Annotated in this window: 21 protein-coding genes and 1 tRNA gene; 7 read left to right on the forward strand and 15 right to left on the reverse strand. The window is 59.7% G+C overall.

Annotated elements, in window-relative coordinates; genetic code table 11:
* Window positions 1-37 precede the first annotated feature (37 nt).
* A complete protein-coding gene (gene desA / locus ACM6IQ_RS15005; protein WP_017335866.1) occupies window positions 38-1,222 on the forward strand; it encodes a delta-9 fatty acid desaturase DesA in 1,185 nt (394 codons plus the stop codon).
* Between the two features lie 247 nt (window positions 1,223-1,469).
* Window positions 1,470-2,459 (forward strand): GGDEF domain-containing protein, encoded by a 990-nt coding sequence (locus tag ACM6IQ_RS15010; protein WP_017335865.1) that lies wholly within the window; start codon window positions 1,470-1,472, stop codon window positions 2,457-2,459.
* Between the two features lie 23 nt (window positions 2,460-2,482).
* Here the strand turns inward: ACM6IQ_RS15010 and ACM6IQ_RS15015 are convergent, their stop codons facing one another.
* From ACM6IQ_RS15015 to gabD, 3 genes are all read right to left on the reverse strand, one after another.
* Window positions 2,483-3,712 carry an HDOD domain-containing protein gene (locus tag ACM6IQ_RS15015; RefSeq protein ID WP_414879197.1) on the reverse strand — a complete coding sequence of 410 codons (1,230 nt, stop codon included), beginning with the start codon at window positions 3,710-3,712 and terminating at the stop codon, window positions 2,483-2,485.
* A 123-nt stretch (window positions 3,713-3,835) separates the two neighbouring features.
* Complete coding sequence (gene gabT, locus ACM6IQ_RS15020) at window positions 3,836-5,113, reverse strand: 4-aminobutyrate--2-oxoglutarate transaminase (protein ID WP_414879198.1); 1,278 nt, start codon at window positions 5,111-5,113, stop codon at window positions 3,836-3,838.
* 198 nt (window positions 5,114-5,311) lie between these two features.
* Window positions 5,312-6,754: an NADP-dependent succinate-semialdehyde dehydrogenase gene (gabD, locus tag ACM6IQ_RS15025; RefSeq protein WP_017335862.1), complete on the reverse strand. Its 1,443-nt coding sequence runs from the start codon at window positions 6,752-6,754 to the stop codon at window positions 5,312-5,314.
* A 349-nt stretch (window positions 6,755-7,103) separates the two neighbouring features.
* Here gabD and ACM6IQ_RS15030 point away from each other — a divergent pair.
* The 4 genes from ACM6IQ_RS15030 (at window position 7,104) to ACM6IQ_RS15045 (ending at window position 10,385) form a co-directional block, all read left to right on the forward strand.
* A tRNA-Arg gene (locus tag ACM6IQ_RS15030) sits at window positions 7,104-7,180 on the forward strand.
* Window positions 7,181-7,360: 180 nt separating this feature from the next.
* Window positions 7,361-8,356 (forward strand): restriction endonuclease, encoded by a 996-nt coding sequence (locus ACM6IQ_RS15035; protein WP_017335861.1) that lies wholly within the window; start codon window positions 7,361-7,363, stop codon window positions 8,354-8,356.
* 81 nt (window positions 8,357-8,437) lie between these two features.
* Complete coding sequence (locus ACM6IQ_RS15040) at window positions 8,438-9,445, forward strand: Abi family protein (protein ID WP_017335860.1); 1,008 nt, start codon at window positions 8,438-8,440, stop codon at window positions 9,443-9,445.
* A 646-nt stretch (window positions 9,446-10,091) separates the two neighbouring features.
* Entirely contained in the window at window positions 10,092-10,385 is a 294-nt protein-coding gene (locus ACM6IQ_RS15045) for a DUF3077 domain-containing protein (protein WP_414879199.1), read from the forward strand.
* Window positions 10,386-10,467: 82 nt separating this feature from the next.
* Here ACM6IQ_RS15045 and ACM6IQ_RS15050 read toward each other — a convergent pair whose 3' ends face one another.
* The 5 genes from ACM6IQ_RS15050 to ACM6IQ_RS15070 form a co-directional block, all read right to left on the reverse strand.
* Window positions 10,468-10,734, reverse strand: a complete 267-nt coding sequence (locus tag ACM6IQ_RS15050; RefSeq protein ID WP_414879228.1) for a hypothetical protein — start codon at window positions 10,732-10,734, stop codon at window positions 10,468-10,470.
* A 20-nt stretch (window positions 10,735-10,754) separates the two neighbouring features.
* Window positions 10,755-11,357 (reverse strand): hypothetical protein, encoded by a 603-nt coding sequence (locus ACM6IQ_RS15055; RefSeq protein WP_414879200.1) that lies wholly within the window; start codon window positions 11,355-11,357, stop codon window positions 10,755-10,757.
* On the reverse strand, window positions 11,354-11,920 hold the full coding sequence (locus tag ACM6IQ_RS15060) for an RNA polymerase sigma factor (protein WP_414879201.1): 567 nt from the start codon (window positions 11,918-11,920) through the stop codon (window positions 11,354-11,356). The genes ACM6IQ_RS15055 and ACM6IQ_RS15060 overlap by 4 nt, the downstream gene beginning before the upstream one ends.
* Window position 11,921: 1 nt before the next feature.
* Window positions 11,922-13,613 (reverse strand): vWA domain-containing protein, encoded by a 1,692-nt coding sequence (locus tag ACM6IQ_RS15065; protein WP_414879202.1) that lies wholly within the window; start codon window positions 13,611-13,613, stop codon window positions 11,922-11,924.
* Window positions 13,614-13,700: 87 nt separating this feature from the next.
* Window positions 13,701-14,261 carry a YbhB/YbcL family Raf kinase inhibitor-like protein gene (locus ACM6IQ_RS15070; protein ID WP_414879203.1) on the reverse strand — a complete coding sequence of 187 codons (561 nt, stop codon included), beginning with the start codon at window positions 14,259-14,261 and terminating at the stop codon, window positions 13,701-13,703.
* 139 nt (window positions 14,262-14,400) lie between these two features.
* Between ACM6IQ_RS15070 and ACM6IQ_RS15075 the strand changes: the two genes are divergently transcribed.
* Window positions 14,401-15,924, forward strand: coding sequence for an FAD-dependent oxidoreductase (locus ACM6IQ_RS15075; protein ID WP_414879204.1), 1,524 nt, complete (start codon window positions 14,401-14,403; stop codon window positions 15,922-15,924).
* A gap of 95 nt (window positions 15,925-16,019) precedes the next feature.
* On the opposite strand, the gene ACM6IQ_RS15080 is transcribed toward ACM6IQ_RS15075, so the two are convergent.
* The 7 genes from ACM6IQ_RS15080 to ACM6IQ_RS15110 form a co-directional block, all read right to left on the reverse strand.
* Entirely contained in the window at window positions 16,020-17,525 is a 1,506-nt protein-coding gene (locus ACM6IQ_RS15080) for a YdgA family protein (protein WP_017335851.1), read from the reverse strand.
* A gap of 282 nt (window positions 17,526-17,807) precedes the next feature.
* Complete coding sequence (locus ACM6IQ_RS15085) at window positions 17,808-18,443, reverse strand: hypothetical protein (RefSeq protein ID WP_017335850.1); 636 nt, start codon at window positions 18,441-18,443, stop codon at window positions 17,808-17,810.
* Window positions 18,444-18,525: 82 nt separating this feature from the next.
* Complete coding sequence (locus ACM6IQ_RS15090) at window positions 18,526-19,974, reverse strand: efflux transporter outer membrane subunit (protein ID WP_017335849.1); 1,449 nt, start codon at window positions 19,972-19,974, stop codon at window positions 18,526-18,528.
* Complete coding sequence (locus ACM6IQ_RS15095; RefSeq protein ID WP_414879205.1) at window positions 19,971-20,858, reverse strand: efflux RND transporter periplasmic adaptor subunit; 888 nt, start codon at window positions 20,856-20,858, stop codon at window positions 19,971-19,973. Before ACM6IQ_RS15095 ends, ACM6IQ_RS15090 begins: the two co-directional genes overlap by 4 nt.
* Entirely contained in the window at window positions 20,855-21,064 is a 210-nt protein-coding gene (locus ACM6IQ_RS15100) for a DUF1656 domain-containing protein (RefSeq protein ID WP_008034684.1), read from the reverse strand. Before ACM6IQ_RS15100 ends, ACM6IQ_RS15095 begins: the two co-directional genes overlap by 4 nt.
* Window positions 21,061-23,133 carry an FUSC family protein gene (locus ACM6IQ_RS15105; RefSeq protein WP_414879206.1) on the reverse strand — a complete coding sequence of 691 codons (2,073 nt, stop codon included), beginning with the start codon at window positions 23,131-23,133 and terminating at the stop codon, window positions 21,061-21,063. The genes ACM6IQ_RS15100 and ACM6IQ_RS15105 overlap by 4 nt, the downstream gene beginning before the upstream one ends.
* Window positions 23,130-23,558, reverse strand: coding sequence for a MarR family winged helix-turn-helix transcriptional regulator (locus ACM6IQ_RS15110; protein ID WP_414879207.1), 429 nt, complete (start codon window positions 23,556-23,558; stop codon window positions 23,130-23,132). Before ACM6IQ_RS15110 ends, ACM6IQ_RS15105 begins: the two co-directional genes overlap by 4 nt.
* Window positions 23,559-23,649: the final 91 nt, after the last annotated feature.

Consider the following 23,649-nt stretch of genomic DNA (forward strand, 5'->3'; position numbering starts at 1 on the left):
ACGGCTGTTTTTTTCTTTTTCGAGGGCCCTATAGCCTATGTGGTACGAAGGTTTTCTCGGCTTGTCGCCCTGGTCACTGGTGGCAGTCACCCTGCTGATGACCCACGTCACGATTATCGGCGTCACAGTCTATCTGCATCGTTATTCAGCGCATCGCTCCCTTGAGCTCAATGCTGGCCTGAAACATTTCTTCCGCTTCTGGCTGTGGCTGACCACGGCGCAGAACACCCGCGAGTGGACCGCCATCCACCGCAAGCATCACGCCAAATGCGAAACCGTCGATGACCCGCACAGCCCGGTCATCAAGGGCTTGTCCACCGTTCTGCGCAAAGGTGCCGAGCTGTACCGCGCCGAAGCGGAAAACCCCGAGACCCTGCGCATCTACGGCAAGAACTGCCCCGAAGACTGGATCGAACGCAACCTCTACAGCCGTTTCCCGCTGCTGGGCGTTGCAATCATGGGCGTCATCGACCTGCTGCTGTTCGGCACCATCGGTATCACCATCTGGGCCATCCAGATGATGTGGATCCCAATCTGGGCCGCCGGCGTGGTCAATGGCCTGGGCCATGCCATCGGCTACCGCAACTTCGAATGCCGCGATGCGGCGACCAACCTGGTGCCCTGGGGCATCCTGATCGGTGGCGAAGAACTGCATAACAACCATCACACCTACCCTAACTCGGCAAAACTGTCGGTGAAGAAGTGGGAGTTCGACCTCGGCTGGGCCTGGATCCAGGTCTTCAGCTTCCTGCGTCTGGCCAAGGTTCAGCGGGTTGCACCGATTGCCCATCGGGTCGAAGGCAAAGGCAGCCTGGACATGGACACCGCCATGGCCATCCTCAACAACCGCTTCCAGATCATGGCCCAGTACCGCAAACTGGTGATCGCACCGCTGGTCAAACAGGAACTGGAAAAGGTCGATCACTCGGTCCGTCACCAGTTCCATCGGGCCAAACGCCTGCTCTCCCGGGAAACCAGCCTGCTCGATGACAAGCACCACGTACGCATCCAGACCATGCTCGAGCACAGCCAGGCGCTGAAGGTAATTTACGAGAAACGACTGGCCTTGCAGCAGATCTGGGTCAAGACCAGCTCAAATGGTCACGACATGCTGGCCGCCATCAAGGATTGGGTACACGAAGCCGAAGCCAGCGGGATTCAGTCCCTGCGCGACTTTGCCGATCAGTTGAAAACCTACTCCCTGCGCCCTGCCGCTGTCTGACCCTGCTGAGGGGCTTTCTGTGGCGAGGGAGCTTGCTCCCGCTCGGCTGCGCAGCAGACGCAAAACCTGACGACGCGTTTTAACCAAAAAAACGCGTCGCCAATACCGCCCGGCGGGAGCAGGCCCCCTCGCCACCCAGGGCGGGAACTAAGCTCCAAATCCCCTATCTCAAAGACACTTCGCCACTACGGCGGGCTTTGTTGCGACCGCTGTCCAATACGCGGCACGCCCTTTGAGATTTGTGTCGATGGTCACCAAGAACCTCCAAGACTCATCCCTACCCCAGTGGCCCGAGGCCGCACAAACCCTGATGGCGCTGATGCACGCCCAAGGCGAAGTCGCACGCCTGAGCGAACGCGAACAGCTATTCAGCTCCCTGCTGGTAAGCGTCAACGCGGTGCTTTGGGCATTCAACTGGGAAACCCGCCAGGTGCTCTACGTCAGCCCTGCCTATGAGCGGATCTTCGGTCGTTCCGCAGGTCTGTTACTGTCCGACTCCAACCAGTGGCGCGACAGCATCTACCCCGACGATCTGGAGTACGCCGAGCGCAGCCTCGCCGAAGTGCTGGAAAAAGGCGCTGTCGAAGACCGCGAGTACCGCATCATCGCCGCCGATGGCCAAGTGCGCTGGCTAAGTGACAAGTGCTTCATCAACCGTCAGGCCGAACCGGGCCAGCCAGTGATCATCGTCGGCATTGCCGAAGACATCACCGACAAGAAACAGATGGAAAGCGAACTGCATCGCCTGGCCACTACCGACGTTCTGACCAAGAGCAGCAATCGCCGGCATTTCTTCGACTGTGCCCACCGCGAATTCGAACTGGCTCGCCAACAGGGCGCACCGCTGGCGTTTCTGCTGCTGGACATCGATGACTTCAAGGTGATCAACGACACCTACGGCCACCCGGAAGGCGACAACGTACTGCAACACATCGCCGAGACCGGTCGCGAGGCGTTGCGTCGCGGTGATGTGTTCGGACGAATCGGCGGTGAGGAATTTGCCGCGGTGTTTCCCGGCTGCGCGCCAGACATGGCCATGCAAGTGGCCGAGCGTCTGCAACGGGAGATTCAGCGATTGACCTTCAGCCATGATCAGCAGACGTTCGGCATCACCGTCAGCCAGGGCTTGACCAGCCTGACCGCCGAGGATGAAAGCATCGAGAGCCTGTTTGCCCGGGCGGACGCGGCGATGTATGAAGCGAAGCGCCAGGGCAAGAACCGGATCATCTCTGGCTGACAGCCCTAACACCAAGCCCGCTTCTACAAGCGATCGGCTTGTTTTTTGCGCAGCCGCATCAATTCCGGCAACCCGATCTTCAGCAACCGCGCCGTCCGGCTCTTGGCCAGCCCCTCAATGCCCTCATGCTCGCCCAGACGTGCCATCTGCGCCGCCATGTTCATCACCAGCGCCTCGCGGGAATAAACCCCGCCACCGAGCTGGTACACCGCCGCAATCAGCTCTCGCAGTTCCAGAGGCAAGCGCCAGCGGGTGCGCAGCGCGGAACCGTACGCCGCGCCGAATTCGGCGAGGGCATCACCCACCTCCTCCCATTCATCCAGCTCACCGCCGGCCTGCTTCCATTCCTGCAGACAGCGAAGCAGCGCCAGATCACCCAGGCGATGCAACATCCCGGCGCAATAGCACCGGTCCTGATCCAGATCCAGCAAACGCGCCAGTGTTCGGGCGTATTCGGCGGTGTGCAGCGACAGTTCCCAATAACGCTCGGCATAGTCCGCCAACAACGGATCGCTAAGCCGGGCACTGCGCTTGAGCGCCAACCCCAGAATCAGGTTCATGCTCTGCCCGGTGCCCAGTCGCTGCAACGCCTGGGACAGGGTTTGTACGGCGACGCCATGGTGCTGGGCGGCGCTGTTGGCGGCGGCGATCAGGACGGCGGTAATCTGCGGATCGGTACGGATTTCATCTTCCAGCCGCATCAGATCGAGGCCACTGGGGTTGAGGCTGCGTTCGACCGCCAGCTGTACATCCGTCATCAGCGGCGCGCCGTCGGCCTGCTCACGTCGACGCTCGAGAAACACCGATAACGTCATGCCCGGCGCCAAAGCCGGTACATCGCAGAACACTTCTTCTCCAGCATTGAGCAGCAAACCTTGCAGACGCTGGGTCAGGCTCTCCATGTTCAACGGTTTGGCCAGGTACGCGGTGGGCGCATACGGCAAGGCTTCGCGCACGCTGGCACCATCATTACGGTTGCTCATCAGGATGAAAGGCAGCGGCGGATTGCGTTTGCGTTGACGAACGCTGCGCAAGACATTCAAGCCATCCACGCCGGGCAGTTCCCAGTCGACAATCACCAGGTCGTAAACGTTTTCCGCCAGTCGCGTCAGCGCGTCGTGGCCATCGGCGCACAGATCCAGGCGCGCATCACAGCGCACATTCAGCAGCACTTGCTTGAGCAGATCCCGCGACCAGGGATCGGCCTCGGCAATCAACACTCGGGGTATAGCGGGCAAATCAACGGCCGTCATGCAACAAGCTCCCTCTCAATGCTTGTACCTTAGTCAATGCGGGGCATTCCAAACAGCGCAGTGTGTAATACAGACAAAAAAACCCGCCGAAGCGGGTTTTTTGTCGATCAGCTCACCAATCGATCAGAGCTCCGAGAAGCACTCTTCGATGATTGCCAGACCTTTGTCCAGTTGCTCGTCCGGCGCAGTCAGCGGTACCAGGACGCGCAGAACGTTGCCGTAGGTGCCGCAAGACAGCAGGATCAGGCCCTTTTCGCGAGCCTTGGCCACAACGGCGGCTACCGCTGGAGCGTTCGGCTTGTGGCTGTCGCCATCAACGAACAGCTCGACCGCGATCATCGCACCCAGGGCACGGACTTCGCCGATCACCGGGTACTTGGCCTGGATGGCCTTGAGGCCAGTGACCAGACGCTCGCCGACAGCCTTGCAGCGGTCCAGCAGGTGCTCTTCTTCGAACACTTCCATCACGGCCAGGGCCGCGGCGCAAGCGATCGGGCTACCGGCGTAGGTGCCGCCCAGGCCGCCTGGAGCGATGGCGTCCATGTATTCGGCCTTGCCGCACACACCGGCCAGCGGGAAGCCGCCTGCGATGGATTTGGCGAAGGTGGTCAGGTCGGCAGTGACGCCCATCTGTTCCATGGCGAAGAAAGTGCCGGTACGGCCAGCGCCGGTCTGCACTTCGTCAGCGATCAACAGAATACCGTGCTGGTCGCACAGAGCGCGCAGACGCTTCATGAACTCTTTAGGCGCGACGTAGAAACCGCCTTCGCCCTGAACCGGCTCGATGATGATGGCAGCGATGTCACGCGGCTCGGCGTCGTTCTTGAAGATGCGTTCGATGCTGGCGATCGAATCGTCGATGCTCACACCGTGCAGTTCGTTCGGGTACAGCGCGCGGAAGATGCCGCCTGGCATCAGGCCCATGCCGGCCGAGTAAGGCACGACTTTACCGGTCAGGCCCAGGGTCATCATGGTGCGACCGTGGTAAGCGCCGGTGAAAGCGATCACGCCGGCACGGCCAGTAGCGGCACGGGCGATTTTCACGGCGTTTTCCACGGCTTCGGAACCGGTGGTGACCAGCAGGGTTTTCTTGGCGAAATCACCTGGCACCTTGGCGTTGATTTTTTCGCACAGTTCCACGTACGGCTCGTAGGCCAGGACCTGGAAGCAAGTGTGAGTCAGCTTGTTCAGCTGTGCAGTCACGGCCGCGATGACTTTCGGGTGCAGGTGCCCGGTGTTCAGCACGGCGATACCGCCGGCGAAGTCGATGAACTCGCGACCTTCAACGTCGGTCACGGTAGCGTTCTTCGCGTGGTCGGCGAAGATCGGGTGAATCTGGCCAACACCGCGCGGTACAGCGGCTTCGCGGCGTTTCATCAAAGAAGCGTTAGTCTTGCTCATAAAGTCCTCATTCACCGCTCATCGGGCGGTGTGGTTCAAGGAAAATGCGGCGGGGTGCAACGGCGACAGCATGCGATGATCGACTGCCACAACGTTCCCGGCCACAGAGAAAATCCCGTTTGAAACACGCAAAGGAACAGCGCTCTCGTGCCCTTTGCGTTTGAAGCAATGCCTTGCCGTGGCCTGTCTGTTACGAGCTTAGATGCCCAGGCAGAGGTATTTGATTTCCAGGTAATCTTCGATGCCGTACTTGGAGCCTTCACGGCCCAGGCCCGACGCCTTGATGCCGCCGAACGGCGCGACTTCGTTGGAGATCAACCCGGTGTTGACGCCGACCATACCGTATTCCAGGGCTTCCGCCACACGGAACACACGGCCCAGGTCGCGAGCGTAGAAGTACGAGGCCAGACCGAACTCGGTATCGTTCGACATCGCGATCACTTCGGCTTCGTCTTTGAAGCGGAACAGCGGCGCCAATGGACCGAAGGTTTCTTCCTTGGCCACGGCTGCGTTCTTCGGCACGTTGGTCAGGATGGTCGGCTCGAAGAAGTTGCCTTCCATGCTCTTGCCGCCGGACAGCACGGTTGCGCCTTTGGAAACGGCGTCAGCAATGTGCTCTTGAACCTTGGCCACGGCTTTTTCGTCGATCAGCGGACCGGTGGTGGTGCCTTCTTCCAGACCGTTGCCGATCTTGAGCTTGGACACGGCCACTTTCAGCTTCTCGGCGAACGCGTCGTAGACCGAATCCTGGATGTACAGACGGTTGGCGCAGACGCAGGTCTGACCGTTGTTGCGGTATTTGGAAATGATCGCGCCTTCGACGGCCTTATCCAGATCCGCATCGTCGAACACGATGAACGGCGCGTTGCCGCCCAGTTCCAGGGACACTTTCTTGATGTCCTTGGCGCATTCGGCCATCAGCTGACGACCGATTTCGGTCGAGCCAGTGAACGACAATTTACGCACGATCGGGTTGCTGGTCAGCTCGCTACCGATGTCGCCGGCGCTGCCGGAAACAACGCTGAACACGCCAGCAGGAATGCCGGCACGCTGGGCCAGTTCAGCCAGGGCGAATGCGGAAAACGGGGTTTGCGAAGCAGGCTTGAGCACCATGGTGCAACCGGCGGCCAGGGCCGGACCGGCTTTACGGGTGATCATCGCGGCCGGGAAGTTCCACGGGGTGATTGCAGCGGTCACGCCGATTGGCTGCTTGATCACGATCAGGCGCTTGTCTGGCTGGTGGCCCGGAATCACGTCACCGTAGATGCGTTTGGCTTCTTCAGCGAACCACTCGATAAAGGAAGCGGCGTAAACGATTTCGCCCTTGGCTTCGGCCAATGGCTTGCCCTGTTCCATGGTCATCAGGCGAGCCAGGTCATCCTGGTTCTCGATGATCAGTTCGAACCAGCGACGCAGCTTGTTCGCACGGTCCTTGGCGGTCAGTGCACGCCAGGCCGGCAGCGCCTTGTCAGCGGCTTCGATCGCTCGGCGGGTTTCGGCAGCGCCCATTTTCGGCACGGTGCCCAGAATTTCGCCCGTTGCCGGGTTGTTGACCTTGATCGTCTGACCATTGTCCGCATCGACCCAAGCGCCATCGATAAAGGCTTGCTGGCGGAACAACTGGGTGTCTTTAAGCTGCATGTCGGCTTTCCTTAACAGCACCGCGACAGGCGCGGAGCAAATTATGATTGTAGAAAGGCGCCTCAAAAGGCTGCCGTCAGGGAAATCATTCACCGGGCTGAAGCACATAAATAGCGCACGGAATGAACTCGTGCGGTTCAGCACCCAGACAAGAGCGTTTGAAATCTCAAACGAATCCTAGGATCAAAGGGGTTAAAGGACAATAGCCTGTTCGAAAAAAAGAACGAAAACGCCGCATTTGCCCATTTTTTCTGATCAACGTAGCAAACGCAGGTTACGCTTCGCAAAAGCGCTGTCGATTCAGCGGCATGGACGCCTGCAGTGCATATGAGTATCATGGCGCCCGCTTGCACCAGTAGCTCAGCTGGATAGAGTACTGCCCTCCGAAGGCAGGGGTCGTGGGTTCGAATCCCGCCTGGTGCACCATAGATAGAAACGAGAAAGCCTCAGGCCTTAGGGTCTGGGGCTTTTTTGTGTCCAGAATTCGTCAATTGCTGTTGGGGCATGAAACACCTACCTTATCCTGCGTTTGTCTCAATGCGTTCAATATGGCGATCAACCCCAAACCGCGTACATACCGGCGCGATCGATGTCTAAGGAAGCGATATGGCGAAAATGTGGATGATCCGTGGCGAATCTGGCCGGCTATACGATGATTTTCGTGAGCGTGGCGTCGCCGCAATTGGATGGTCACAACTCGCGCCATTAGCCAAACCTGGTATGACGCGCAAAGAAGTCACTCGCCTCTACCAAGACATTGAGCCCAACATCAAACCCGGCACCGCTATTTCAGGCGCCTCGCAAGTATGGCGCTTCATCAATGAAATGCAGCCTGGTGACTGGGTGGTGACCTACTCGCCCGCCAACCGCACCTATTTAGTGGGCAAAATCACTGGCGACTTCAAACACAATCCTGATCTGGCCGATCTGGGAATGTCGTTGACCCGTCCGGTGCAATGGCAGGCTCAGGAAGTCGACCGCGATAGCCTGAGTACTGCCAGCAAGAACAGTCTCGGCTCAACGCTTACTGTATTTGTTGTACCTGATTTTGCCCTTCAGGAGCTGAAAGCGATGGCGGCCGGGGACAAGCCGCCCGCGTTACCACCAGTTGAAGAAGAGTATCCCGACAGCGATCCTCTGGCAGGCATGGAAAGTTTGGCTCTCGAACGCATTAAGGACCTGATCAACGCTTTGCCCTGGGATGATATGCAGCACTTGGTCGCAGGAATCTTGCGGGCCATGGGCTACAAAACCCAGGTCTCCCCGGCTGGCCCTGATCGTGGAAAAGACATCATCGCGTCACCCGACGGGTTTGGCTTTGAGAACCCGCGAATCATCGTTGAGGTCAAGCATCGCAAAGAGAAAATGGGCCGCCAGGAAATCTGCAGTTTTCTGGGCGGACGGCACAAAGATGATCGCGGGCTGTATGTCAGTACCGGCGGTTTCAGCAAAGATGCTTACTACGAAGCCGAGCGAGCCAGTGTGCCGCTGACGCTATGGACGTTGGACAACCTCGTACGAACATTGATTGAGCACTATGCCCAGACGGATTCGGAAACCAAACGACTGGTACCGCTGAAGCTGACGTACTTGCCGCTATAAATTCGTCTTTTGATTCAGGTTTCAACCCCAAATTTTAACCAACAAAACGAGGCTGCCATCAGTAGCCAAGGTGGTGTGCCGATGACGCAAGGCTATCCAAAACCGTGGCAGAGCTATCAAGAGCAGCTTGAATTGCTGATGGCTCGCGGGATGGTAGTGACTGATAAACCCAAAGCAATGGAGTATCTGGAGCGCATCGGATACTACCGCCTCAGTGGTTATTGGTTTGCCTTTCGCGAGCGCACCGAGCTCTGCTGCCCAATCAATCAGCAAGGCAGTAAACAACCATCCAAAACAAAACCGACTCGCTTTCCACTCGATGATTTCAAGCCTGGGACTACATTCCAGAATTCGGTCGACCTTTACGTTTTCGATAAGAAACTGCGGCTATTGATTCTGGATGCTTTGGAGCGCATAGAAATTGCGTTACGGGTGGACATTTCCCACGGGCTTGGCAAACACGAAAAGTTTGCTTACCTAAGGTCCGAGCTGTTCCACGAAAGCTTTTCTAAACAGCTGGACGGCAAAACTGGTCTGACTAAACATCATGTCTGGCTTGGCAAGCACGCTGCGTTGATCAATCGCTCGAACGAAGACTTTATTCGCCACAATAAGGAAAAATATGGCCTTCCGTTAGCGGTCTGGGTGGCGTGCGAGGTTTGGGATTTCGGCACGCTTTCGATGCTTTTTGCCGGTATGACTGAGGCGGATCAAGATGATATCTCGCAAGAGTACGGCATCAGCAATGGCAGGGTCTTCGCCAGTTGGCTTCGAAGCCTGAACTATCTACGCAATGTGTGCGCCCATCACAGTCGTCTGTGGAACCGAAACATCGTCGATCAACCGAAGCTGCCACCGATAGACCAAGCGCCGACATTGTCCGCGTTCCATGATGACGCACACCGTCGAGCTCGTCCGTTTATGCTTTTTTGCATCACTCAACACCTGATGAAGGTCATCAATCCATCATCGAGCTGGGGAAAACGCTTGAAGGCACTGCTGCTAAATGACTTCCCCAATCTGACCCATCTGGATCTCAACCTTGACGGCATGGGAATTGACCAAGACTGGCAGAAACGCGACTGGTAGGCGGCAAAAGCCAGGCAATAAAAAACCCCTGAGCAGTCTCAGCGCCGGAGCGCATCAACCGACAGGGGCCGTGTTGTGGGCGATTATAAGGATTGAGGACTTCTCGTCAACTACCGATAAGCAGGCGCAACCACATGAACGCGGAAGCAACTATCAAGGAAAACTTGACAGTTCGGTTCGGTGGATTGAGCCGAATTCGTCCAGTTTCTGGGCAGTTTCTTGGGTGGCTCGCTAAAATTGTTGCTGACGTTTTTCCCAGCACTTCGTTACGAATTTCAAGGTTGCAGGAGATAAGTCCGCACGACACCCTTCCGCCGTCGCTGCCAATTCGGCGGCCGGGCTTGGTAACCCGATGGAATAAAGGCGCAACACCGCCCCAAACACGTTTACAGGCGTTTTTTTTCGTCTGTGATCTTGTGCTATGGCGGCTGTGCGTGGGACGTCTTCGGACGTGCCGGTTTCCTTGATTCCCCGGTTTACCAACCTGCGCACAGTTGCCACCCATTCGCTTGGTATCGAATGCGCGGCAACTTCTAAAATCAAGGAAGTAAAAAATGCGCAGAATCAATCCGTATGAAATTCGACTTACCACCCAACGCGATTTCGAATCGCAATTCCCCCGTACCTCCATCAATGGAGGTGGCAAATGACCGATCCATCAGAACTGAAAACCATCGGCTTAACGCCTGCCATCTATTGCCTGGATAAGGCAGTCTTCCACGTCACTCGCGATGTGCCTCTCGGCGACGCGCTAGGCATGGCTTCTGACTTTCTTTTCCTTGCCAAGGCACTGACCAGAGATGCGGCCTATGACAAAGAAAGCGATCGCCATGCCTGGGCGGCACATTATCTAACGGCGCTGAGTAAGGCATTGGTAGATGATGCTGTGAAAGTGCTGACGCGAGACGAACCTTCGCGGAAGGGTAAAACCAAAGGATAGCGGCAACCCACCATTCAAATTGCGGATCCTGATTTGTACGGATCTGCAATTTGAAAGAGCAGTGCTTTCCTAAGTGCCGCTTTTACTCAGTCGTCCAATCAAACTCGTCGTACTCATCATCCTCGTCGTCCTCAATCTCTTCCTCATCAAGAACGTCTTCCTCAGGCGCTGCCTCTGCCTGCTTCGCCAGAAGAAACTCCTTACGACTCTCCGTCACTGCTCGCCGCAGTTCCTCGCCCTTTTCCGGGCAGTTGAGCATTTGGGCGATGCGGTCGATTTTTTTTGCCACGGCATCCTCCAACGCATCGGCTATAGGCCGATAGTGCGCGCTTTCGGGTGTTGATGCCAAATCGCGGAGCATCGCTCCCCTCAGTTTTTCTTCAAGTCCTTGAGTCGTGCCGCGAGATTTTCCTGGGGAAAGCGCTTGTGCAATGTCGCCATCAATTCATCCGCCGCGAGTGTCTGACCGGCACTTTGTAGGCGCAGGACTTCAAGCAATTGCTCATCCAGGCTTTTCACCGGGGCGGCGGCGCGTTTGCTGACTTTTGCTTCATCGGCCATTTCGGCGCTGATCGATTCGCTCTGCGCAGGGGCGGCGAAACCGGCCATCGGTGCGGCTGGCGCTGGGGTCGCCAGCGAGCGCGCAACCGAGGACGGTGCCTGTGCGGCCTCTTTTTTGGCGACCGGTGCGGACGCTTTGGGTGCGAAGTCGTAACTCGCGGGCTGTTCTGGAGTTCGCTGCACCAGCGCCAGCATCAGCGCGACACCGACAAGGCTGGCAAATGCGACCTGCCAACGGGGTTTCTGGCACGCCTGAACCCAGCGTTGCCACCGGTTCGGTTTCGGCGCAGGGACTTCACGCTGTGCGGCGGACAGGATAAAGGCATCAAGATGGGCCGGTGGTGCGCCGGTCGAATGCTCGCGGAAATGTTGAAGCACTTCGTCTTCCGGTGGTTTGCGGGCGTCAGTCATGTCAGTACCTCCTCGGCCAGCAGCCGACGCAGTTTTTGCTGGGCGTAGCGCAAACGGCTTTTGACGGTCTCCAGCGGTGTTTCGGTGAGGGTGGCGATCTGCGGCAGATCGAGATCGCCGTGGGCGCGCAGCAGGAATACTTCGCGCTGGTCGGTGGGCAAGGTATGCAGGGCGACCTCGAGGCGCTGGGTATCGCGGCTCAGGCTCAGCAGTTGTTCGGGATCGGCGGTGTCATCGGCCAGGGCGTGGGTCTGTTCGTCATAGCTGTCGTGCAAGGGGTTGTGGATTCCGTGTTTGCGCCAGTGATCGATCAGGCGATTGCGGGCGATCTGGTAAAGCCATGTACGAAAATTCGCCCGACCTTGTGGCTGACTGGTGCTGCGGATCAGGCTTAGCCAGGTTTCCTGGTAAACCTCTTCGGCCAATTCGGGCTTGCCGCTGAGGCCAAGGAGGAATCGATAAAGGCCTTGCCGGTGACGGGCGTATAGAATCTCGAACGCAGGCCCGTCGCCCGAGCGATAGCGGGCCAGCAGTGATTCGTCGCTCGATTCGGGAGCAGACATGTCAGTTGTAGCCTCCTTTAAGCGGCTCACTGTTGGATGCTGTGGTGGTTCGCAGGCTCTGCGCCAGTTCCACCAGTTGAACGAACTCTGCGCGCAGACCGAATCGGTCTTCGCCTCGCGCCCCGCGAGCCAAGGCTTCGGTGTCCTTCAGGCTGAAATCACCGGTGTAACGGCCGTCCTTGAGCTGCTGGGAAAACGCTGCCACGGCCGCCGCAAAGCGCAGGTCGTCACTGGCCTTGCCTTCCGTCCCCCCCGCAATCGGCCGCTCGATCAAGCGACTATTCCCACCTTCGGGCAACTGATAACGCACACGCAGCATTGCCAGTTCCCCGGCACTCCCCGAAACAACCGACTCGGACTTGCCATACCGCAACGGCTCCAACCAGCCCTTCTCGCCCTTCGGCACAATTTCGTACAACGCCGTGACCGTGTGCCCTGCGCCGATTTCACCGGCATCAACCTTGTCGTTGCTGAAATCCTCACGCTTCAGCGCGCGATTCTCATAGCCCAACAACCGGTACTCGCTGACCTGCGCCGGGTTGAACTCCACTTGCAGCTTCACGTTTTTCGCCACCACCGCGAGGGTCGAGCCGAGCTGATCCACCAGCACTTTGCGTGCCTCGCGCAGGTTGTCGATGTAGGCGTAGTTGCCGTCGCCGGCGTCGGCCAGTTGTTCCATCAGGTGTTCATTGTAGTTATCCACACCAAAACCCAGGGTGGTCAGGGAAACGCCAGTCTTGCGTTTGTCCACAGCCATTTGCTTGAGGCTGTCGAAGTCGCTGATGCCGACATTGAAATCGCCGTCGGTGGCCAGCAGGATGCGGTTGATGCCTTTGGGGATGAACGCTTGCTGCGCCATTTGATAGGCGAGCTCGATGCCCGACGCCCCGGCGGTGGAACCGCCCGCAGTCAATTGATCAATGGCTGTACGAATTTTCGCTTTTTCCCGTCCAGAAGTAGGCTCGAGCACTACACGCGAATCGCCGGCGTAAACCACCAGCGACACCCGATCCTGCTCGCGCAACTGATCGACCAGCAATTTCAGGGTGCTCTTGACCAGCGGCAAGCCCTCGCGCCGATCCATCGAACCGGACACGTCCACCAGAAACACCAGGTTCGCCGGGGCCAGTTCCGCCACCGCACGGTCCGACGCCTTGATGCCGATGCGCAGCAAGCGGGTGTGCGGGTTCCACGGAGACGGCGCCAGCTCAGTGGTCACGCCGAACGGCGATCCGTCGGTGGGCAAGGCGTAATCGTAGGGGAAGTAGTTGACCAGCTCCTCCAGCCGCACCGCGCCTTCGGGTGGCAGGCGACCTTGATTGAGCAGGCGGCGAACGTTGGCGTAGGCGCCCGTGTCGACGTCGGCGCTGAAGGTGGAGACCGGCGCTTCGGCGACGCTGTGAATCGGGTTATCCGCCAGCGCTTGATAGTGCTCACGCTGCTCATCCTGATAACCCGGCGGCGAAGATTCAGGCGCAAACCCCGCCATGGGGGCCGGACGCAGGCTGCGTTTGGTCATGGTCGCATCGGCCATGACCGCCTCATTGCGCACCAACGTACTTTGCGCCGGAGGCGAAACCGGAACCGCAGCGGATTCAGGCTTGGACGAAACACCGCAACCGGCAATGGCCAGCAGCAACCCGGCGGTGAAACCCTGGGCGGCCGGGCGGAGGACATGCAGAGGGAGGGACATGGGGGCTGACCTCAGGAGGAAATTGATCCATTCATCCTCTGAGACGGACAGCCCGGTCGGTTCGGGTTAAACCCGCTGTAAAAATCTTCAGCGGTGATAACGCCGCACCACGCTGCTGTTTTTCAGCACATGGCCTTTGATTTTTTCCAGCAACTGCGCGCGGGTCAGGCCAGCGGGCAAGGCGTCCGGCGCAAGGTCGAGCGCGTAGAGCTGGATGATGTAGTGGTGGGAGCTGTCGCCGACCGGCGGGCAAGGGCCGATGTAGCCGGTGGTGCCTTTGCTGTTGCTGCCACTCACGCCTTCGAGGGCGGATTTGGCGCCGACACCGGGTGCAATCTGACGGGTCGAGGGTTTGATGCCGTAGTGAATCCAGTGATCGACACCCAGGCCTTTCTGACCGTCCGGGTCGTGCATGACGATGGCGTAGCTCAGCGTGCCCGTCGGGGGCGCAGTCCAGCTCAGGGCCGGGGACTGGTTCTTGCCGCCGCACCCGGGCGCATCGCTGGCCGCCGCCGAGGTGAACAGGCGATTGTCCGAAACGCCGGGAATGCTGACGGTGAAGCGTTCCTGGGCCTGCGCCGGAAACTGCACGCAAAGTGCGACGGCAACGGCCGCCAGCCAAGGGTTCAGAGAGGTCAATCGGGTCATACCGGAGCACCTTGTGCGGGTGGGGCCGTGGTCGGCGTGCAAACTATAGCCAAACCGTTCGTGCGGTGGCAGTGGGAATTGGCTGAACCACGGGATAGGCGCCAGACTCTTAAGTGAAACGCCTGCCTGGAGAACGATCATGGCACTGCACCGCGTTGCCCGTTTTGCCGATGTTCCCGATAACCGAGGCCTGGAAGTCCGGATTGGGGACACCAAAATCGTCTTGCTGCGCAGTGGCGATGAATTGCGCGCCTATCAGGGCGAATGCCCCCACGCCGGGGCGCCGCTGGCCGAAGGGGCGCTGTGTCATGGGCGCCTGATTTGCCCATGGCACAAGGCAGCGTACCGGATCGAGGACGGCGCGTTGTGTGAACCACCGTCGCTGGACAGCCTCAAGCGCTATCCCCTGGAATTGCATGATGACGAAGTCTGGGTCGACGAAAACCCGCTTCCGGATGCTCACACCCCACCCGCCGATGATGAACGTACGTTTGTGATTATCGGCGCCGGCGCCGCAGGCACGGCGGGGGCAGCGGCGCTGCGCGAAAAGGGTTTCGGTGGCCGCGTGCTGCTGATCGACCGCGAACCCGAGGCCGGTTACGACCGTACCGTGTTGAGTAAATTCGTGATCGCCGGGGAGATGCCGCCAGAGGAAGTCCCGCCGCTGCGTAATGAAAACTTTTATCGCGAGCAGCGCATTGATCGCATAAACGGTGAAGTGGCGAGCCTGGATGCCAAGGCCCGAACCGTGCAGCTCAAGGATGGCCAGACATTGACCTATGACGCTGCGCTGATCGCCACGGGCGGCACACCCAAATCTCTGGATTTACCGGGCGCCGCCCTGCCGCAGGTGTTTTTGCTGCGCTCGAAAGACCAGGCACAAAAAATTCTGGCCGCGGCCCAGCCAGGCCAACGGGCCGTGATTATCGGTGACAGCTTTATCGCGATGGAGTCCGCGTCGGCGCTACGCGAATACGGCCTGGACGTCACCGTGCTGGCCCGTCACGAGGTGCCCTTCGCCAAACAGTTCGGCGGAACGGTCGGCAAAGCCATTCTTGCCCGCCATGTGGCCCACGGCGTGGTGTTTCACACCGACAGCGAAGCCGCGCAGATTGAGGGCACAGACAAGGTTGAAGCGGTGAAACTGAAAAACGGTCAGCGTTTGCCGGCGGATTTGGTATTGGTCGGTATTGGCGTCAGCCCGGCAACGGGACCGTTCAAGGATCTGCCCAAGGAAAAAGATCATTCCCTTAAGGTCGATGGCGGTATGCGCGTGGTCGAAGGGGTGTGGGCGGCCGGTGATATCGCGACCTTCCCGCTCAACGGCCAGCCGCAACGAATCGAGCATTGGCGCCTGGCACAACAGCACGCACGGATCGCGGCGGCAAATATGCTGGGCGGTGACGAGCATTACCTGGATGTGCCGTACTTCTGGACCTGGCACTTCGGCAAGAACTACGACTACCTCGGTCACGCCGAAACGTGGGACGAGGTCGAGTTCAAGGGCGATCCGTACCACCCACCCTTTATCGGCCTGTTCGGCAAGAACGGTGTGGTGACCGCCGCCATCGCCTGCGATGAAGAGCGGGCGATGGCGATGCTGGCCGAGCGGATGAAACAGCCGCTGCCTGTTGACGAGGCGTGGCGGCTGATTCGCGATTGATCTGAACATGTGCAGGCGCTGCCGCAGGCCGCGATCTGTTGCCTTTGAAGATCAAAAGATCGCAGCCTTCGGCAGCTCCTACAGGGTTTGTGGTTTTACTGGACGACGCCAGCACCACCGAGCTTGCTCATGACAAAGCCGACAAACTCTTCGACGGTCATTTTCTGGCCGTTGAATTCCACTTGTTTGTTGGCGTAGTGCAGCTTGGTGACGATGTTGGTGCCGTCCAGTTTGGCGAACTGCGTGCCGACCGCCATGGCGCCGAACATGTCGGCCGTGGCCGTGGCCTGATCAGCGATGACCTTGGCGTCGGTCTGACCGTCGATTTGCCCTTGGACGCTGAGCAAATCAACCAGCATCGGTTTGGACACTTGAATATTGACGTCCAGCAGGGCGATCAGCTGTTGGGTCAGTTGATCCGGCGGCAGGTCCATGGATTGTGGTTTGGTCAGGTCGAGCAGCAAGTTGGCGCGACTTTCACCGTTGGCGGTGGTGAACGACAGGTTCTCCAGGGCGACTTGAGGACCGGCCGCCAGCAGTTTCTCCAGACCGGTTTTGACCTGGGCTTCTTCGGCCGGGGTCAAGACCAGCTCGGGTGCCGGTTCGCCAGCCGCGGCCGCTTCGGCGGCGGCTTTTTCATAGGGCTGCAGTTTGGTCTGGTAAATCTGCATCAATGACATTGTCGCCGGGATGTCGAGGTTCTTCAGGCTCATGGCCATCTGCGCCGAACCCACCGATTTGCCGTTCAGGGACACTTCACCGATCTTGTAATCGGCACGCCCGGAAGCGCTGGTGCCCGACTCCTCGGTCTGGTTCTTCATTTCGAATTTCTTGATGCCCAACACCGACTGCTGCGCGCCGAACGTGGTTTTGCTGTCGGTCAGCTCGAGGGTGTTCTCGCCGGTGTAGTAGCCATAGGTACTTTTCACCAGGTTGCTGGCCAGGGTCAGGCCGCTCAATTCGACTTTTACCGGTGTCTGGTCTTCAGCCACGGTGGTCAGTGTGAAGTTGTCCATGTAGCCGTTGGCTTTGACTTTCTGCGCCTGGGCGTTGGCCGAGACATCGAGGTTCAGGCCGGAGAATTTCAGGTGGGACTTGTCGTCCAGCGCGACATCCAGCGGCAGCAATTGGAGGGTGCCGTTGGTGGAGTTGTCATAGCCGATGTTGACCACGCCGGTGAGCGGCGATTTGTCCTTGGCGGCGGCGAACCACTTCTCGGTGATTGGCGTCTTTTCCAGTTCGTAGTGACTGGTGGCCAGGACCGGCAACAACTTCAGTGACATCAGGCGCGAAAGCGGCAGCGGACCGTGTTCGATGTGATCGACAAAGAGCAATTCGACCGGTGCCTCGCCGAACATTTCGCCTTGGCCTTTGAGGCGGTAGTGCGCGGTGCTGCTGAACACGTGGCGCTCAAGCGACACCAGTTCCAGCGACGCGGTGCCATTGGAACCGACCAGCGCGGCTTGCAGTTCCTTGTTGGCGTCGGCGATCGAGGTGTTCAGTACCCCTTCGAGTTTGGTGCCGGTGAACCAGGCACCGCCGGCGCTGATTGCACCGATGGCCACGACAATTCCAAGAAGCACGCCTGCTGATTTATTCATGAATGACCCGTTCAATGTCCGTTGTCTGAGGTGTGGTCGTCTTCCCTGAGCCCTTGACGGGCTATGGTCACGACTGCGTTTAAAGCGCGATGGAGATTAGCATCAGGCACACCGCGTGGCCCAATGTTTAAAGGTTAAAGAGTGTCTATGGACTGTGCGAAGGGGTTGAGAGTTTCGGCGGCATGAAATCGCCATCGCGGGCAAGCCCGCTCCCACAGGAATTGCAGTGAACCCTGTGGGAGCGAGCCTGCTCGCGATGGCGTCCGATAAGACGACATCAATTCAGGAATACTGCACTTCCATCTCATCCAGCTGATGATCAAAACTTTTCAGCCGTGCGGTCCACGTATAAACCAGCACCTCGAAATCCCGATTGATCACCGTCCCGCCCGTCACGTCCGCGCGTGGGTCGCAGAAATCCAGCTGATAGCGCTCGCGGGCCATGGCGGCGGCAACGTCGGAGAGCTCTCGGGCGTTGTTCAGCCAGTGCCAGTCGTCTTCGGCGATTTGCTTGTCCAGCTCAAGACATTGCTTCTTCAGCGTTTCGAGGCTTTTTTCCAGCGGTGTGCCGGTGAGTTCGCCCATGACTTCCTGAAAGGTGCGCCCCGGTTGCCAGTAACTGCCCCAGAAATACCGGTCGAATACCGTTTCGACCCGACGCAAAGCGACCTTGGTGTCCCAGATCAGCACCAGCGTCTTGCCTTGTTCCAGTTGTCTTTTTTTGATGCGCTGGCCCTGGAGCGAAGCCCAGGCCACCACTACGATGGCCATCACGGCGATCAGCGCGGCTGCGCTGTCGAGGAACACCAGCGCCTTGTCGATCTGGTGAGCCAGCATGACGCCGTAGAAATAGGTGGCCGACAGCAACACCAATGCCGCAATAGCGCACCAGAAGCCGGGAGCATAAGGGTTTTTCATTATTAGAGTCCCCATGACCAACGCGAGCCTTGATTGATGAGTTCGACGCACGATCTCATCAAGTCAAAGCATAGCAACGGCCTCAGGGTTTGCTGGTGTTCGTCGCTTGCGTTCGTCCGCTTTCCCAGCCACCGCCCAGCGCCAGGAACAAATCGATCTGGCTCATGGCAACTTGCGTGTTGGCGGAAGCCAGTTGCGCCCGCACATCGGTGTAGGTTCGGGTCGCTTGCAGGTCTGCCAGGAACGATTCACGACCCGCCTGGAAGAAGCGGTGCGTCTGATCCGCCGCCAGTTGCGCGGACTGCTCGGCATCCGCCAGGGCATCGCGGCGTTGCAGCAGCGCGGAGTATTGGGCCAGACCGGTCTGGGTCTCACGAATGGCGTTGAGCACCACGCCATCGAAGTGCGCCAGCGCGCCTTGGGTCGCCGCTTCGGCCTCGCGGACTCGCGCCCGGGAGCCATTGGACGGCACGGTCCAGGTCAGCAACGGGCCGAAACCCCAGCGGTTGGTCGCCGGTTTGCCGAGATTCTCCAGAATACCGACCGTGCCGACGGTAGCGCCGATGCTGATGTCCGGGTACAACTCGCCGGTGGCAACGCCGATACCTGCGGTCGCCGCGGCCAGTCGGCGCTCGGCCTGACGCACATCGGGGCGGCGTTTGAGCAACGTGGCGCCGTCACCGACCGGCAACAATTGCGCGATTTTCGGCAATTCGGCGCACGTGGCGGTGCCGGCGGGCAATTGGTCGACCGGTTTGGCCAGCAACATCGACAAACGGAACAAGCCCGCCTGACGCGCCGCTTCATAACGCGGCATGTCGGCACGCAGGGATTTGAATTGGGTTTGCGAGCGGGTGACCTGGGTTTCATCGCCACGCCCGGCATCGCGCAAACGCTGGATCAGCGTGGTGCCCTGGGCTTGCAGGTCGAGGGAATGCTGGGCGATTTCCCGTTCTTCGTTGGCCGCACACACTTGGGTGTACGCCCGGACGACGTCGGCCACCAAGGTGATTCGCGCCGTATCCGCCGCCGCTTGCGTCGCATCGGCATTGGCCTTGGCCGCCTCGATCCCGCGCTGCAAGGTGCCGAACAGGTCGAATTGGTACGAGGTGGTAAGGCCGATGTCGCCGACATTGGCCACCGGCACTTTTTCCGGCAGCAGGAAGGCTTCGCCGGACTCCTGCAAGCGCTGGGCGCCGAGCTTCACGCCGCCACTCCAGCCACCTGCGGCCTGGGCTTCGTCGACCTGAGCGCGGGCGCGGGAAAGGTTCGCGGCGGCCACGCGCAAATCGGTGTTGGACGCCATGGCCTGCTGCACCAACTGGTCCAGACGCGGGTCCTGATAAAGGCGCCACCAATCGCCGGGCACCGGCGCCGAGACGACATTTTTGCCGTTCACCGCCAGGTTGCCCTGCAGGTCTTCACGGTGTACCGCGGCTTCGTCAGGCAGGTGATAATCCGGCCCGACCACCTGACACGCCGACAGCAACAAACCTAATCCGGCAACCGCCAAACCCGAGGCCCTGCTCATTTGCCCGGCTCCCGCTGCTGGTCATCAATGATCGACACCGTCGCGGTGCGCCCGGCAATCATGCGGAAATCTGCCGGCACCTCGTCGAAAGCGATCCGCACCGGAATCCGCTGCGCGAGTCGCACCCAGCTGAACGCAGGATTGACGTTAGGCAACAGGTTGCTGCCGCTGCTGCGGTCGCGGTCTTCGATGCCGGCGACGATGCTTTCCACATGACCGCGCAGGCGAGCGCGGTCGCCGATCACCCGGATATCGACCGACTGACCGACATGGATGCCATCCAGTTTGGTTTCTTCGAAATAGCCGTCGATATGGAACGAATTGCTGTCCACCACCGACAACACCGGGCGCCCGGCAGTGACGAATTCCTGCGCACGCGGCGCCCGGTCGTTGACGTAGCCATCGACCGGGCTGCGGATGGTCGAGCGGTCGAGGTTGAGCTGGGCACTGTCTACCGCCACCTGCGCTTCCATCAATGCCACTTCGGCGCGGGCCACCCGCGATTGGCTCTCTTCCAGCTGCTCGCCCGGCACCAGGTTGCCGAGGCCGCGGTTACGCTTGGCTTCTCGCTGCGCTTGCGCCAGGGTTTCCTGGCGGTCGGCGACCGCCGCCTTGGCTTGGCGCAGTGCGAGTTTGAAACGGTCCTGATCGATGCTGAACAGCACCTGGCCGCGTTTCACCAATTGGTTGTCGCGCACCTCGACGTGCTGGATCAGGCCGGACACGTCCGGGGCGATCTGCACGATGTCGGCGCGGATATGCCCGTCGCGGGTCCACGGGGCGAACATGTAATACATCACCATGCGCCAGACCACGACGACGGCGAAGGTCACGATCAACAGGGTCAGGACCACACGGCCGAGGGTCAAAAAAGGTTTTTTCATGTCATCAGGTATCGACTGAGTGAGTCCACGGCGCCGAGCAGCAAAGCGTAGAGAGCCACGTTGAACAATGCCCGGTGCCAGACCAGACGGTAAAAGTGCAGGCGCGTCAGCAACCCGTGCACCAGCAGGTAAATCACATACGTAATGCCCATCAGCACCAGCAGCGTGGGCAGGAACACCCCGCTGATATCCAGGTCACCGATCATAAAGGCGCTCCATCGATGCCATGGGGAAGCGGTTCTTCGAGGTCGCCGGCGCCGACGAATTCAACGCCGGGAAGCAGTGCCAGACGCAAGCCGCTCAATGCGTGCAGCAGGTGCAGACGGGCGCCGTCATCGCACTCGCGGTTGAGGGCTCGGCGCGTGCGGTCCATGGTCATCAACAACGCACCGGGCGCCGGCAAACGTTCGCCAGCCTTGAGGCAGGCTTTGAAATACTCGCCGACTTCGGCCACCACTTGATGCAGCAGCACCTGCGGCACGCCGAGCACACGCGGTGTGTAGGCGAGCAGGTCGAGCAGGTTCAGCGCCACGCGCACTTCCCGCAGCGCGATGCCAGTGTCCTGGCCGGTCATGGCCAGTCGCGGCAAATGCTGCATCAGGCGATCGAGGATCTGCACACCCAACTGCCGATGTTCGGCCAGCGAGGCGGGTTCGGTGAGGCTGACAATGTCGCGCCAGCTGAAACGGGTCAGGCGCTTGGCCGCCAGTTCCGCGCCAAACGGCCGCGCAATCAGGGTCCAGACAAAGGCGAACAGCAAGCCGACCGGGCCCGCCAGGTTGGAGTTGGCGAAGCTGAGGAAATCCGCGTCGTAAGCACCCTGGATACTGATGAAGGACGAGGTGTTGACCAGTGTCAGCAGCATGCCCAGGTAAAACTGCGGCTTGACCGTCAGGGTGCCGATGCAGATGAACGGCACGGCGAACGCCAGCACCAGCATCGGAAAATCATGCAGGTTGGGCAGCACCAGAAACAGGTAAAGACTGGCGAACAGCACCGACATCGCGGTCCAGAAGAAGAACCGGTAAATCTGCGGCGCCGGGTCGTCCATCGAGGCGAAGAAACTGCACGCTACCGCCGCCAGAATCACCGCGCTGCCGCCGTCGGTCCAGCCGAGCAGAATCCACAGCACCGAGGCGACGATGATCGCGGTGACCGTGGACGCCGCCGAGTAGAGCATCAGCCCACGGTCGAGAAATGGCGACAGCCGACCGAGGCGCCAGTGCCGATACACCGCGCGCCAGCTGTCCTGGCTTTCGCACTGAATCGCGTATTGCAGGCTGCGGCAGTCTTGCCACAAATCGATCCATTCGCCCAGACGATACAAGGCGTTGGAGAACAGCAGTTGCTTGCGATCATCCAGCGCTTCGGCGGACGGTTGCAGCGCTTCGAGTTGATCTTTCAGCGCTTGCCAGCGGTAGAGGTCGGCGTCTTTGTGGCCAAGCCATGCCGTGGTGGCGGCCAGCAACGGCGAGAATTTGTCCACCAGCTCCGGCGTGCGCCGCTCGAGGGCGTAGAGCGCATCGTCGAGGGCGTCGATCACCGGCAACAAATGAATCATTCGCCCGCGCAGTTCCTTGGTGTTGCGCACGGTTTGCGGGCGCGCGCCCTCGTGGGGCAACTGGCCGATCATCAATTCCAGGGTGTTAAAGGTTGCGACCATTGATGCGCGCAACGCGCTGACTTCATCGGGCTGCACGTTGCGGCTAAGGAAGCGCAGGCTGTAGGTCGAGGCATCGGCGAACCATTTGTTCACCGAATCGTTGAACACCGGCGCCAGCCGCCGTGGCCAGAACATCGCACCGACCACCGCTGCGACGGCGATGCCGAGGAAAATCTCCTCAGTCCGCGCCTCGGCCACGTCCCACACCGCCAGCGGGTTATCGACCACGGGCAAGGCGATCAACGGCAGCGTGTAACCGGCGAGCATCAACGCGTAGCTGTTGGCGGTGCGCAGGTGCAGCGACAGGAACAGCAGAATCCCGGTCCACAGCGCGATGACCAGCACCAGCACATAGGGGCTCTGAACAAACGCCGGCACAAAAAAAACCGCCGCCGCCGCGCCCAGAAACGTACCGACCGCGCGATACAGCGCCTTGGAGCTGGTCGGGCCGACGAAGGGGCTGGAAACGATATACACCGTGGCCATCGCCCAGTACGGACGCGGCATTTGCATGAGCATGGCGATGTACAACGCGATCATCGACGCCGCGAAGGTGCGCACGCCGTAGAACCAGTCCCGGGCCGGGGGAACGCCGGTAAAAAATCCGCTCAAGGGTTCACCACCGATGGAGCGTTGGCGGCTTCGAACGCTTTCAATACCCGCAACGCCGCTTCCAGATCACTCGGGGCGATCCCTTCCAGCACTTCATTGCGCAAGCGCACCAGCTCGATTTCAACCGCCTGGACCAGCTCGCGGCCGGTGTCGGTCAGGCTCAGGCATTTGGCGCGACGATCATGCGCATCTTCGGTTCGACGAACGTAGCCGGCTTGACACAGCTGATCGAGCAGACGTACCAGGGACGGGCTCTCCATCCCGGCCGCCTGTGCCACCGTCACCTGCCGCACACCCTCGCCCAGACGCCCGATCATCAACAACGGAACGGCGCAGGCTTCGGAGATTCCATAGTTGACCAAGGTGGTCTGGCAGATCTTCCGCCAGTGCCGGGCGGCCACCACCATGGAACTGCTGATGCTCATCTGAAGAACGTCGAGATTTTTTGACACGGGCGAATAGACACACTGTTAGTTTGCTAACTATCAATATGGCATTCGGGGGGAAAGTTGGTCA

This window comes from Pseudomonas sp. IT-P100 (assembly GCF_949767185.1).
GTDB lineage: Bacteria > Pseudomonadota > Gammaproteobacteria > Pseudomonadales > Pseudomonadaceae > Aquipseudomonas > Aquipseudomonas fluorescens_B.